The 12,205-nt window shown below is 62.5% G+C and carries 11 protein-coding genes and 1 pseudogene; 7 read left to right on the top strand and 5 right to left on the bottom strand.

The window, feature by feature from the left end:
* Window positions 1-70: 70 nt before the first annotated feature.
* Both IEX72_RS14640 and IEX72_RS14635 read left to right on the top strand, forming a co-directional pair.
* The gene (locus IEX72_RS14640) at window positions 71-271 is read left to right on the top strand and encodes a hypothetical protein (RefSeq protein ID WP_188788672.1); all 201 of its coding nucleotides are present in this window, start codon (window positions 71-73) and stop codon (window positions 269-271) included.
* Between the two features lie 316 nt (window positions 272-587).
* Window positions 588-2,411, top strand: coding sequence for a hypothetical protein (locus IEX72_RS14635; RefSeq protein ID WP_188788669.1), 1,824 nt, complete (start codon window positions 588-590; stop codon window positions 2,409-2,411).
* Window positions 2,412-2,711: 300 nt separating this feature from the next.
* On the opposite strand, the gene infB is transcribed toward IEX72_RS14635, so the two are convergent.
* A complete protein-coding gene (gene infB, locus IEX72_RS14630) occupies window positions 2,712-4,520 on the bottom strand; it encodes a translation initiation factor IF-2 (protein ID WP_188788667.1) in 1,809 nt (602 codons plus the stop codon).
* Between the two features lie 391 nt (window positions 4,521-4,911).
* Between infB and IEX72_RS14625 the strand changes: the two genes are divergently transcribed.
* Complete coding sequence (locus IEX72_RS14625; RefSeq protein WP_188788665.1) at window positions 4,912-5,163, top strand: PRC-barrel domain-containing protein; 252 nt, start codon at window positions 4,912-4,914, stop codon at window positions 5,161-5,163.
* A 15-nt stretch (window positions 5,164-5,178) separates the two neighbouring features.
* The gene (locus IEX72_RS14620) at window positions 5,179-5,637 is read left to right on the top strand and encodes an NOB1 family endonuclease (protein ID WP_188788663.1); all 459 of its coding nucleotides are present in this window, start codon (window positions 5,179-5,181) and stop codon (window positions 5,635-5,637) included.
* A 21-nt stretch (window positions 5,638-5,658) separates the two neighbouring features.
* Here the strand turns inward: IEX72_RS14620 and IEX72_RS14615 are convergent, their stop codons facing one another.
* On the bottom strand, window positions 5,659-6,405 hold the full coding sequence (locus tag IEX72_RS14615) for a CPBP family intramembrane glutamic endopeptidase (RefSeq protein ID WP_188788661.1): 747 nt from the start codon (window positions 6,403-6,405) through the stop codon (window positions 5,659-5,661).
* 112 nt (window positions 6,406-6,517) lie between these two features.
* Between IEX72_RS14615 and IEX72_RS14610 the strand changes: the two genes are divergently transcribed.
* Entirely contained in the window at window positions 6,518-6,952 is a 435-nt protein-coding gene (locus IEX72_RS14610) for a DUF6276 family protein (RefSeq protein WP_188788659.1), read from the top strand.
* Between the two features lie 25 nt (window positions 6,953-6,977).
* On the opposite strand, the gene prf1 is transcribed toward IEX72_RS14610, so the two are convergent.
* Entirely contained in the window at window positions 6,978-8,228 is a 1,251-nt protein-coding gene (gene prf1, locus IEX72_RS14605; protein ID WP_188788657.1) for a peptide chain release factor aRF-1, read from the bottom strand.
* A gap of 100 nt (window positions 8,229-8,328) precedes the next feature.
* On the opposite strand from prf1, the gene IEX72_RS14600 reads away from it, so the two are divergent.
* Both IEX72_RS14600 and IEX72_RS14595 read left to right on the top strand, forming a co-directional pair.
* Entirely contained in the window at window positions 8,329-9,594 is a 1,266-nt protein-coding gene (locus IEX72_RS14600; RefSeq protein ID WP_229663859.1) for a nucleotide-binding protein, read from the top strand.
* Window positions 9,595-9,644: 50 nt separating this feature from the next.
* A complete protein-coding gene (locus tag IEX72_RS14595) occupies window positions 9,645-9,782 on the top strand; it encodes a hypothetical protein (protein WP_188788652.1) in 138 nt (45 codons plus the stop codon).
* 45 nt (window positions 9,783-9,827) lie between these two features.
* On the opposite strand, the gene argS is transcribed toward IEX72_RS14595, so the two are convergent.
* Both argS and IEX72_RS14585 read right to left on the bottom strand, forming a co-directional pair.
* Entirely contained in the window at window positions 9,828-11,582 is a 1,755-nt protein-coding gene (gene argS, locus IEX72_RS14590) for an arginine--tRNA ligase (protein WP_188788650.1), read from the bottom strand.
* Window positions 11,583-11,767: 185 nt separating this feature from the next.
* Window positions 11,768-12,205: pseudogene (locus tag IEX72_RS14585) on the bottom strand (transposase); the annotation flags it as partial.

Here is a 12,205-nt window from a genome sequence, read left to right as displayed (position 1 = left end):
CGATCGACACGGCTCTTGATCAAATATCTATCCCAAGTGTGAGCAATTACTTCTAACGTCTACTATAGCTATGACGAAAGAGAAGTTCGGAGTCGCTGTTGGCGAGGAGACCGTGCAAGAAGTGGATGAGTTGGTCGCAGAGTGTGACGATCTCGGAGCGGCTGGCTCCGAGATCGTCGAAGCCATTCTCACAGCGTTCGTTCAATCCGAGACAAACCACATTGAACAGATACGAGAGATCATTATTCGGAAACGAAAGGGTACTCTCTGACTGATTTTAAACTTCGTGCACCAAGTGCACGTACTTCTAAGCTAACAGCCTGCTATAATAGTAATTAAAATGATCATAGTGTGTGAAGAGTTCTATGACACGCTCAAGATCGCCAAAATCGGTCCATAACGGTATAACGCCCGCAGATATCGATATTTTGCCCGAAGTAATCGACCTCGGCAACAACTCGATTTGTGGGTAAGAGACAGCGCTAAAGCACGGGGCTTTCTCCTCGATTCTCCGTAAACCGCTTCGTATCGCTCTTTATGTTCTGTTTCCGGAGTACTTTTGACCGCTCCGCGCACCGGCTTGTTCAATGTCTGATGATTCTGACGAGGCGTCATCGCCCGACGTGACATATACGACCGAGATGCTCTCCCGACGAAGGTTTATGACAGCGAGTACGGCGGCGACCCTTTCGGGGCTGGCCGGCTGCGGTGGCGCAACTGAAGGCCTCAGACCACAGGAAGAAGACGGGGTCTGGGACGACGATGCCAGTGCGGAAACCCAGGTTGAGGAGCCTATCACTCCCGAACTGGTGGTCAAGGATGTCTCGGTCGACTCGATACACTTCACGCTCCACTGGCCGACATCGCCAACCGACGACTCTGTACAGGCAGACGGAGCACTTCGTGTTTATTTTACAGCACTGCACGGCGGGAAGGAGGCGCTTGTCGCCGAGACGGAAGCGACGGTTACCAACCGCACGCAGGAGCACGAACTGTCTCTAGAGGTTAGTGAGGAAATATTCAACGTCCCACAGGAGATCGAAGTCAGATTCAAACATCCGGACGGTGACGCTGAGGCTCCCCTCGCTACAGACGACCCCGCCTACCTCCCGTTCGATAACGAATCCCGAGGCGCAAGAGAAATTCGAACACTCGGCCCGAAGTTTGCATCAGAAGAAAAATGGGAAGATGACACAGACCCAAAACAAAAAGTTGAAATTTGGTATAATGAACCCGAAGAGTCCCCGTTTAATGTTCCGAACTTGGATAAGTCAGAGTACAATCAGACAAATGTAGACGGTGACGACTGGTTTGACCTCTATAATATTGAACTCACAGCACTTGTCCGCACGCCACTCATAACCACAGAATTCCATCGTGACAATGATGACGAAGTGCAAGGGCCATATTACGATTGGACAGTCTTCACGCTCCGACTGTCAGAAATCGAGTACTTAGAAGCAGTGTACTGTAATTCACCGTCTACACTGATGCTTCGGGCCTCTGAACAAGACTGGAGCATCGGAGATGGTGGCGCTCGTCAAAAAGAAGTCTCAGATAAAACAAACTATGGGAGTAATGTCACAGTAGACGATATTGAAGACCCAGTAGCACAAGAGTCTGATGACGCAATCGACAAAATATTCGATGCAGTCTTTGATGAAAACATCAGTCCAAATGAATTGAATGGTGCAAATCCAATACGGTTTGCAGCTGGTCGATCGGTGAGCCGACGATGGGCGCGCAAAATCGAAGAAGCGTTCGAAAACAAACCCTATGTTTCATTTCTTGAAACGCCGGAATACCACAAACTAACAGTATTAAAAGCATTTATCGGCGGTGCGCTCCCATACAAGTGGACTGTTGGAGACTATCACAATTCACCTGAAGAAAGTATCGTTGAACTGTTCAAGAACGGAACGCAAGGTATTGAGAATACTGAGGGTGCAGACTGTGTAACAGCGTCGGTTCTATTTGCAGGGATTGGCTACTGGCTTGTCGATGCCGAACCAGTTCTTCCGTTTGTATATGTAAGTGGAAGCGTAAAACACCTGTTTACAGGGTGGGGTGGATTAAATATGCCAGACTTAAGCGATATTCGGACAGCTAATGCATTAGGATATCATGAACCCGACTCAACGCATTCTAGTGATAGAATTCCATATGATTATTGGAATGTTGAGTGTACTGAAGGGTTTCCAACTATCGGATTCACACGAACTTCAATCGCTGATACTCAATATTTAACCGCATGGTCGAATGGAGAGCCACTCCAACTAACTACCAACATCCGATTAAATGAGAATGATGAGCCAGATATCGACGGTGAAGTCAAAAGTGAACGAACCGAGATATCTGGTTTAGGAATTGTAGATGCGTTTGATACGCCACTATTATATAAATACGAATGACACAAATACCGTAGATTATATTCCAAACCAGTCATCGATGCTTTCTCGTATTGTTTGTAGTGTCGGGCGCTCATCAACCTCACCAGAACACCCGTGCAACAACACTTTCGGCACATCTGTTTGCAGTTCAGACGACTGCAATACTTCGACAAAGAAACAACACAACTGATAGTTTTCTGCCAAGCGTAATTGCGACTCATCAACAACACCAGACCACTCAGCAGACACCGTCTCCGTCAGTAGGCAAACAGAGTGAGATCTAAGACGCCTGAACACCACTCCAGGAGCGTTTGGAAGCAGTTACTTGCCCCAGAAGGGGTCCCGGCTCCGATGTTTGTCAAGGTAGCCCGTCAGCGCCTCCAGTTCGTCGGCAGGGATGTCGTCGGAGAGCTCCTGTTCGAGGATCTTCGCGTGCTTCTCGGGGAGTTCGATCCAGAGTTCGTCGCCCTCGTCGATCTGCCGACCCACCGTGGGTCCGTCGATCGCGACCGACACTCTCGTCCCCGACCGGGCCTCCGAGACGTCTTCGCCCTGCTCTTGGATCCCCGACAGCTGGCCGATCCGGGTCGGGGCCGACCCCTCCCACTTCACGACGCGCTGGTTGTTCTTCAGCGTGCCCGACATGACCTCGACGCCGACGACCGCGGGATCGGACTGCCGGAAGACGTGGTCCTCCAGAACCCGGAACCGACACGGTCGCACGATCTTGTCGAGCACCGTCTCCTGTTGGGCGCGTTCGAGTTCGTCGACGTACGCCTCGTACTCGTCGACGAGCTGGTAGATCACGTCGTCGTCGAACAGCCGGACCTCGCTCTCGTCGAGTTCGGGCTCGGCGTTCGATAGCACGTCGACGTTGAACCCGAGCACGACGCGGTGTTTCTCCTTGTTCGCAGTTGACGCCACCGCGATGTCACGCGGGGCTATGTCGCCGACCTCCGCCCGCAGGATCGGCACCTCCGCCTCCCGAAGGGCGTTGGCCATCGCCTCTAAGCTCCCGAGGGTGTCGGCTTTCACGACGACGCCCTCCTCCTCGGTAGAGACTTGGATCTCCGCGAGTTCGGACTCGACCTCCTCGATCACGCTCTCGCAATCCCGGTCGCGGACGACCCGGATCGGCGCGCCCGCCATCGCGTCGTCGAGGTCGGGGGCGGCCACCTTGATCCCCGCGGCGGCGCGGACCTCCTCGACTTTGTCGAACCGCTTTTCCACGCGGATCTCGGCGTTGGGGCGCGGCTGGAGCAGCGCTCGAACCTCAGTCACGATCGGGCCGTCGGTGCCGCCAACCACGATCTCGTCGCCGGCGCGGACGCTGCCGTCGTAGAGTACCGTGTCGACGGTCGCGCCGAACCCCCGCTCGTCTTTGACTTCCAGCACCGTCCCCGCGCCGGGCCCGGTGGTGTCGACCGCCATCTGTTCTTTCATATACCGCTGGGATAGCCCCATCAGCACGGCCAGAAGGTCCGGGACGCCCTCGCTGGTGATCGCGGACATAGGGACGACCCCGACGTTCTTCGCGAAGTTCTGGACCCGCCAGTAGAGGTCCGCGGAGAACCCCTCATCGGAGAGGTCACCGATGATCTCATAGAGGTTTTCGTCGAGCCGGCTCCGTGCGGCCTCGGATTGAGACTCGTAGGAGGCCTGGATCGGCGATCCGTCCCGGGGGTTCCACCCCGGCGTGGTGTCGGCTTTGTTGGCGGCCACGACGAAGGGGGTGCCGGTGCGTTCGAGAATTTCGAGGGCCTCGATGGTCTGCGGCTGGAACCCGTCGTTGACGTCGACCACCACGACCGCGATGTCCGCGAGCGCACCGCCCCGGGAGCGCAGCGTCGTGAACGAATGATGGCCCGGCGTGTCGATGAACAACAACCCGGGGAGGTCGAAGTCGGTTGGATCGACGAGGTCGCCCGCCATGTCCGAGACGGTCCCGAGCGGGACCGCGGTCGCGCCGATGTGTTGGGTGATCGCGCCCGCCTCGCCCTCGCTGACAGCCGACCCGCGGACGGTGTCCAACAGCGTGGTCTTGCCGTGATCGACGTGGCCCAACACCGCGACGATCGGCGTGCGTAACGCGTCCGGTTCGACCGTCGGGCCGGCGTCAGTGTCAGACATAGAGAATCACCCCGGAGAAGCTCCTTACGCACACTACAGTCCTGGACTGTAGTTAAGTCCATCGTCATCCGAAGACGCTGTCCGCGGTGGGCCGTGCCACGCCTCGTCGGTGTCGCGTCGCCCCCACCGTCAGCCCAGCGGCCTGTCGGGATCAGGTCGGATTGGGTGCTGACCCGTCCCGGTTTTTCCGGCACTTCTGTTGGATCTGACGTCGGTTTCGTGCCGTCGGTTAGACGCGCGTTTCGTGCCGTCGGTTAGACGCGCGTTTCGTGCCGTCGGTCAGACGCGCGTTTCGTGCCGTCGGTTAGACGCGCGTTTCGTGCCGTCGGTCAGACGCGTGTCACCCGGATTCCCCGTGGTGTTTATGTAACAGCACGCAATATTGCGCGGTATGGCAGACGAACTCGCGGAGAACCTCTCCGGAAAGGAAGTGATGACCTCAAGCGGGACGTATATCGGCGTCCTGCGCAACATCCAGATGAACACCAAGACGGGGACCATCGCCGACCTGCTGGTCTCCCCGTTCGACGACGTCAACCCCGAGCAACACCGGTTCGAGACCACAACCGACGAGGGTGAAGCCGCCTTCTCCATCCCCGTCTCGAACGTCCGCGACGTCGACGACGCGGTCGTTCTCAACTAATACACACCCGAGCCGATGCAGGTTCTCGACTCCTCGGCGTTCATCAACGAGTACCACACCACAGACGAGATCGCGTCGATCCCGATGGTCCGCGAGGAACTGGAGGGCGAGGCGTCGTACCGCTACGACGCCGACGAGGGCTCCGGAATGCACGTCCACATCCCCGCGGGCGACACCGTCGAGAAGATCAGACGGGCCGCCCGCGAAACCGGGGACGCCGAGGAACTCTCCGAAACCGACCTCCGGCTGTTGGCGGCGGCGTTCGAACTCGACGGCGTCTTGGTCACCGACGACTACGCCATGCAGAACGTCGCCGACCGCGTCGACGTCGATGCCACGGTGATCGCCCGCGAGGGGATCTCCGAGACCCGCGAGTGGACGTTCCAGTGTCAGGGGTGCGGTCGCGAGTTCGACGAACACCGCGACCGGTGCCCCGTCTGTGGGATGGAACTCGCCCGGAAGAACCCGGCCTGAGCGTCCCTGATCGACGCCGGTTCACGACCCGACGAGCCCGGTCGCCGCCGCGTACGCCGCGGCGAACTGCACGGTGTTGAACAGCCCGTGGATGGCCGCCGGGACCACCAGGTTCCCGCACTTCTCGTAGACGACGCCCAACACGCCGCCGAGCAGGAGCACCACCGCGAGGGTCGCGATCAGTCCCTCGCCGCTGTACGAGGAGACGTGGACCGCGGCGAACACCGCGCTTGCGGCCGCGATCGCGACCGGGGTCCCGTACGCCTCGCGGAACAGTCCCTGCACGATCCCACGGAATATCAGCTCCTCCGTGGGGCCGACGAGCAGGACCGTCACTGGGATCAAAAAGAGGAAATAGACCGGTTGGTCGGCGCCCTGTTCGACGATTGCGCTCTCGGCCCCGCTGATACCCAGCGCCCCGAAGACCGCGGTGGCGATCACGTACAGTCCCAACAGCCCCGCGAACCCCACACCGAACCACTTCAGATCCTCTCGGGTCGGCCACCGGACCGGGACGAAGCCGATCCGGTCGGTCACGAGCAGGAACCCCACGCCGGCGACACCGAAGCCGACGAACTGGAACGCGCTCCGCAGCGCCAACCGGAGCGCGCTCCCCCGGGCGATCCCGGCGGCGTCGAGCAGCGGGATCCCAAGCGCGACGGCCACGGACGCGAGCAGGACCACGAGCGCGACGACCACGAACGCGCCGCCGAGCGCACGGATGTGCGTTCGCGGGTCGCGGAGCGACGGGTGGGCGTCGGAGGCCATCTGTTGGACGCCGTTACGGGAGTGAGCCGCAAATGGGTACCGATCGATCACGGGCAGGTGACCCGCGCCGAGAGGGACAGCGTCTTTTCGACGGGACGCCGTACCCACGGCTATGACAGATCCCCACCGCTGCCCGGCGTGTGACCGCGAACTGGTCCGGATCGAGGTCCCCGACGACGCCCGGGAGTACGCGCCCGAGGCGGCGGCGGTCGTCGGGAGTTGCCCGCGGTGTCTCCGAATGGTCGCGGTGGACGACGCGGACGGGGCCGTCGCGGACGACTCGATCGCTGGTGCGAAGCCGCCGGCCGACCCGGAACCGCCGGACGCGATCCCACCCGGCGAGGGTGGCGCGGCGCTGTTGCTCGCAATCGGGTATCTCGACTCGGTGGCGCTGAACCGGCCGGCGATCCAGGCGCTGGTCGAACACGCCGAGGCGTCGGGCGCGGACGTGTTCCTAGCACTCGATCGGCTCGCGGCCGACGAGTCGGTCGACGCTCACGTTGACCTGGCGCGTCGGCGTCGGCAACTCGAATCGATGCTGGAGTAGAACCCCGTCCGCCGGTAGATCAGGCTTAGACCCCGGTCGAGTACCGCAAAATTCCGGCGATCCCGCCGAAGGCGTCGTGGAGCTGTTCGCCCTTCTCGAAGTCGGTGGAGATGAACTTCGTCTCGGTCCCGCGCTGCCCGGCGATGTCCATCAGGTACTCGATCACGTCCTCGCGGTCGGCCTTTTCGGCCTCGTCGCCGCACTCGCTGCACTGGTGGTCGGGATCGCTGTGGCGGCTGTCGATGACCTCGTACTCCTCGTGCCCGTCGGAGCACTCGTAGATCACCACGTCCGAGCGGAGGTCCTCCGAAAGCAGGAGCCGGTCAACCGACCCCATCATGAGGTTCTTCCGGGTCGGCTCAAACCCGTAGGTGGCCTTCTCGCCGGTGTGGAGCTGCTCGAAGAACTCCTCCATCTCGGCTTTGTCCTTCATAACCTCCTGGTCGGCCAGCACTTCGCTGGCGGCGTCGACGAGGTCCTTCAGCCCCGACTCGTCGGTGTAGGAGACGTCGAACTTCCCGGCGACGAGGTCCCGGAGCTCGTGGTGAAGGTAGTCGCCGTCGAGGAACTCATCTTTCGTCGGCGAGGGGCCGCCCACAAGGATGCCGTCGATCTCGTGGCGCTTCGGGACGAACAGGTCGTCGGCCATACCCGCGACCTCCTGATAGAAGTTGTCGATGGCTTCGAGCCGAAGGCGAGCGAACCGCTGGGCGGACTGGCCACCTTTCCGCTGTTTGCCCGGCACCAGCGACGACGCGGATTTGACGGCCTCGACGCGTTTGCCTTTCAGCCACCCGACGTTGGCCTCCCGCCGGTCGAGGACGATCAGGCCGAACAGGCCCTTGTCGGTCAGCATGTGTTCCAGCGGCTCGGTCAGGAAGTTCGAGTCGCAGTGATACCGGAACGACTGGATCGGCTCCGGCGGGCTCTCTAAGGCCCGCGTCACCATGTCCGTCTGGCCGCCGCCGGCGTCGACCGCCCCGGAGAAGATGACGATCCCGTTGTCCGGTGGGAAGGTGTCGTAATACCGGAGCCGGTCTTTGATCGACGTGAGCGCGTCCTGGACGTTCGTTCGGGTCTGCTTCGATTTGATGTTGGACGCCTCGGAGTGCTCCTGGGTGACGTGGGCGACGACGTCAGAGACCTGCTTGTCGGGGGGAATGTAGATGGTGACGAGTTGCGTGCCGGAGCCCTCGTACTCTTTGAGCTCCTCTATGACCTTCCGGAACTCGTACTTCCGTCGGTCCTCGTTTACCTCTTCGGCGTCGGTACTCATTGTTTACCGTAGGCCCTCCGGTCTGTAAGTAACCTGCGACTGGTGGTCGACCGCCCCGAACAGATTTATGAACCCGACGCGGAAGTTCGGGAACGAAACTATGGGACGGGTCTACGCAGTCGCCAGCGCGAAGGGGGGAGTCGGGAAGACGACGACCGCGGTCAACCTGGCGGCGGCGATCGCTGCGGCCGGTTCGCGCGTCGCCGTCGTTGACGGCGACCTCGGGATGGCGAACCTCGCGGACGTGGTGGGCGTCGACGTCGGCGAGGTGACACTCCACGACGTGGTAGCCAGCGGGACGCCGGGCGCCTCAGACAACCGGACTGAATCCGGCGATGTCGACGTCGCGGCGGCGGTCCACGAGGGCCCACACGGGCTGTCGGTCGTCCCCGGATCGTCGTCACTGGACGCGTTCTCCCTGGCAGATCCCGAACGACTGGCGGGGGTGCTCGACGACCTCGCGGCCGACCACGACTACGTGATCCTCGATACGGGCGCGGGGCTGAGCAACGACACCGTCGCCCCCCTGACGTACGTTGACGAGGTCCTGCTCGTGTCGACGCCGACCCGCGATGCTCTCCACGACACCGACAAGACCCGGCGAGTCGCCGAGCGACTCGGTGTCACCGTCGCCGGCGCTGCGCTCCTGCGTGCCGACCCCGCGTCCGCCGAATCCGACGTGGTCGTCGAGACGCTCAACGTCGGCGTCCTGGGGACGGTCCCGGACGCAAACACCGTCAACCGTGCGTCGGCCGCGGGCGAGCCACTCACGGTGTTCGCGCCCGAAAGCCCGGCTTCCGGGGCGTTCGCGTCGCTTGCGGCGGGGCTCACTGGCGAACACGTCGCCGCCCCACTGGGTGACGACCACACGACGAGCGACACCGCTGGGAGTCCGGCTGCTGTGAGCGACGACGTTGGAGGCGACGAAATAGACGATTCCGGAAGCGATGACATCGACGACGACGGAGCAGACGGCACCGAAACCGGCGGAGGCGGCGAAGACGGCGAAAATGGGGCCACCGTCGACGACCGGCCGGCGCTGTCAGACTCACCGGTTGAGCCCGCCGACCCCGCGGCAGCCGCAACGGCGGGTGAGGCGGCCGACGACGACGGGGTGCACACCGCTCCGTTGGAGGGAGTCCCGATCGAGGAGGCTGAAGCGGGAGCGGATCCTGGCGGCCCCGGTGGCGACACCGGCGCCGAGGAGGGAGGTGTCACCGACGGAGCGGACGCCGACGATACGGAGTCCAGTGACGGCACCAGCGTCGAAACGAAGGCCGGTGACGGCGATGAGGCGGTGGCAGACGAGGACGACGCCAGCGTCGACAGTGGGGGCGGCGGCTTCTTCAGTCGGTTCTTCGGGTGACCCGCCGCGAAACGGGAACTTCTTTTGCTCGGGTGCGGTGAGTCGAGGGTATGGCGGAGAACAACACTCGCGTTCCCTTCTGGTGGCTCGTCCTGTTCCTACTGTTGGCACTCGGGGCCGGAGCCGCGGCGGTCTTCACCGTCGGCGGCTCACTTCTCGCCGGCGCCGCGCTCCCGGTCGTCGCGTGACCAGCCCCCGGCAACGCCGGTTCGACGGTCCGGCGCCGCCGGCCGCTACATCGACTCGGGGGCTTCGATCCCGAGGGCGTCAAGGCCGTTCGCAACGGTATGTCGCGAGGCCTCCACGAGCCCGAGCCGCGCCGCTGCGACCGCATTATTGTCGGCGTTGAGCACCGAGCATTCCCGGTAGAAGGTGTTGAACGTCTCCGCAAACGACCGCACGAACGTTGCGACGACGTGTGGCTCCAGCCCATCGGCGGCCTCCTCGATCACCGCGGGAAAGCGTGCGACCGCCGCGATCAGGTCGCGCTCGGCGTCGGAACCGAGCCTGGTGAGATCGGTTGCCGCCTCGATTCCCGCCGCTGCGGCCTCGGCTTCGATCCCGCAACACCGGGCGTGGACGTACTGAACGTACGGCGCGGATTGGGCCTCGAAGTCGAGTGCGCGGTCCCACTCGAAGGTGATTCCCTTGGTGGGTTGTTTGGAGACGATGTCGTACCGCACCGCGCCGATCCCGACCTGGCGGGCGATCCGGTCGAGGTCCGCGTCGTCGAGGTGGTCGTCGCGCCCCCGGGAGTCGAGCCGGCTTTCGACCTCGTCGCGGGCGCGCTGGACGGATTCGTCCAACAGGTCGTCGAGGTCGACGCCGGTCCCCTCGCGGGTGGACATTCCGCCCTCGGGGAGGTTGACCCACGAGTAGAACGTCTGTCTGAGCGCGTCGGTGTCGTGGCCCAACACTTCGAGCGCGGCTTCGAGTTGTTCGGCCTGGAGCTTGTGGTCCTCGCCGAGCACCGTCACCGCCTCGTCGTAGTTATCGAACTTCCACTCGTGGTAGGCGAGGTCGCGGGTGGTGTAGAGGGTGGTGCCGTCCGACCGCAGGAACACCAGGTTCTTGTCGATCCCGTACGCCGAGAGGTCGAGTTGCCAGGCATCTTCCTCGTAGACGGCGTGTTCGGAGCCTCTGAGCCGCTCGACCACGTCGTCGGCGTCGCCGCTCCGCATGAACTCCGTTTCCTTCACGAACCGGTCGAACTCCGCGGGGAGCCGTCCAAGCGACGTCTGCATCCCGTCGAGTACCTGATCGACGACCGCCGAGACGCGCTCGAACGCCGCCTCGTCGCCGGCCTCTAACCCCTGCATAATCGCCGCGATCTCGGCTTCCGCCTCGGCGGCGGCCTCGTCGTCGCCGGATTCGAGGAACGCATTACCCGCCCGGTAGTATCGCACCAGGTCGTAGTCCGCGCGGTCGCGCTCGGGGTCGGGGAGCTCGGAGTCGTCGAACGTCTCGTAGGCCCACGTAAACGTCGCGATCTGCCGCCCAGCGTCGTTGACGTAGTAGTGAGCGTCCACGTCGTGGCCGGCGTACTCAAGCACCCGCGCGACGGCGTCGCCGTAGATAGGGTTCCGGGCACGGCCGACATGGACCGGACCGGTCGGGTTCGCGCTGGTGTGTTCGACCACGACCGATCTCCCGGTCGACGGCAGGGTGCCGTAGTCGGCCTCGCGCCCCGCTTCGAGCGCGTCGGCGTAGTACGCCGTCGAGACGTAGAAGTTCACGTACGGCCCCTGGGTATCGACCCGGTCGATATAGTCGTAGCCGTCCGTTTCGGTCGCGTCGGCGACGTCCGCGGCGACCGACGGCGGCGCCGCGCCAACTTCGCCGGCCAGCCGGAACGCGACACTCGACGCCAGCGTCGCCTCCACGTCCTCGGGGGGTTGCTCAACCCCGAGGTCGTCGGTCGGCAGGTCGAGCGCCGCCAGCGCACCCTCGACCGCATCTTCGACCTCCGCCCGAAACCGTCTGAACATACCCGCCGTTGTCGAACCGCCATTAAATCCCTTCCGCACGGACACGCGGTCGTGCTCAGTTTGGAGCATTGAGCCGGGTAGCAGATGCCTGGAGCCAATTTTTCAGCAGTCCCAGGCTGCGTATGGCTGCAGTGACATCCTCCTCGCCGTAAACGGCGAGGCTTCCCACGCATCGGGAATACCAGTCAGCCGTCGCTGGCAGAGGGTTTCGACTCTTTGTAGCCCGTGAGCGTCATCTGCGCTGGTACGCTCTTCTCACGGTGAGTCGTGGCGTTAACGAGACGCTTCGCGTCTCGTTCGCACACCAGAACGCGTCACGTTCTGGAGACGGTGTCACAACCGCTCCCATCCCGAGGTGAGTCATCGCGTTCCGCCTTGTCAAGAGGGACGCTCTCTCCCCACGGGTCAACCCCCCGTGCGATATTCGCGGAAGCGTTGATGTCAGCCTGAAACGTCGAAACGTGGCAATCGTCGTTCGGACACCGGAACTCAGCTTGTGAGTCCCGCCGACCGATATGGTGGCACGAGTGGCACGTCTGCGACGTGTACGCCGGATTCACGTACTCGACCGGGATGCCTGCTTCCGTCGCCTTGTCCTCGATGCGCCCTTCGAGCCGGGCGAA

Origin of the sequence: Halobellus salinus (genome assembly GCF_014646875.1) — an archaeon.
In the GTDB taxonomy this organism is placed as follows: Archaea; Halobacteriota; Halobacteria; order Halobacteriales; family Haloferacaceae; genus Haloquadratum; species Haloquadratum salinum.
This window is presented reverse-complemented; position numbering and strand designations above follow the sequence as displayed.

What these genes read in the sequence shown, in the direction of transcription:
- IEX72_RS14640 (WP_188788672.1), top strand. Translation starts at nt 71, where the DNA reads ATGACGAAAGAGAAGTTCGGAGTCGCTGTTGGCGAGGAGACCGTGCAA.
- IEX72_RS14635 (WP_188788669.1), top strand. Translation starts at nt 588, where the DNA reads ATGTCTGATGATTCTGACGAGGCGTCATCGCCCGACGTGACATATACG.
- infB (WP_188788667.1), bottom strand. Translation starts at nt 4,520, where the DNA reads ATGTCTGACACTGACGCCGGCCCGACGGTCGAACCGGACGCGTTACGC.
- IEX72_RS14625 (WP_188788665.1), top strand. Translation starts at nt 4,912, where the DNA reads ATGGCAGACGAACTCGCGGAGAACCTCTCCGGAAAGGAAGTGATGACC.
- IEX72_RS14620 (WP_188788663.1), top strand. Translation starts at nt 5,179, where the DNA reads ATGCAGGTTCTCGACTCCTCGGCGTTCATCAACGAGTACCACACCACA.
- IEX72_RS14615 (WP_188788661.1), bottom strand. Translation starts at nt 6,405, where the DNA reads ATGGCCTCCGACGCCCACCCGTCGCTCCGCGACCCGCGAACGCACATC.
- IEX72_RS14610 (WP_188788659.1), top strand. Translation starts at nt 6,518, where the DNA reads ATGACAGATCCCCACCGCTGCCCGGCGTGTGACCGCGAACTGGTCCGG.
- prf1 (WP_188788657.1), bottom strand. Translation starts at nt 8,228, where the DNA reads ATGAGTACCGACGCCGAAGAGGTAAACGAGGACCGACGGAAGTACGAG.
- IEX72_RS14600 (WP_229663859.1), top strand. Translation starts at nt 8,329, where the DNA reads ATGGGACGGGTCTACGCAGTCGCCAGCGCGAAGGGGGGAGTCGGGAAG.
- IEX72_RS14595 (WP_188788652.1), top strand. Translation starts at nt 9,645, where the DNA reads ATGGCGGAGAACAACACTCGCGTTCCCTTCTGGTGGCTCGTCCTGTTC.
- argS (WP_188788650.1), bottom strand. Translation starts at nt 11,582, where the DNA reads ATGTTCAGACGGTTTCGGGCGGAGGTCGAAGATGCGGTCGAGGGTGCG.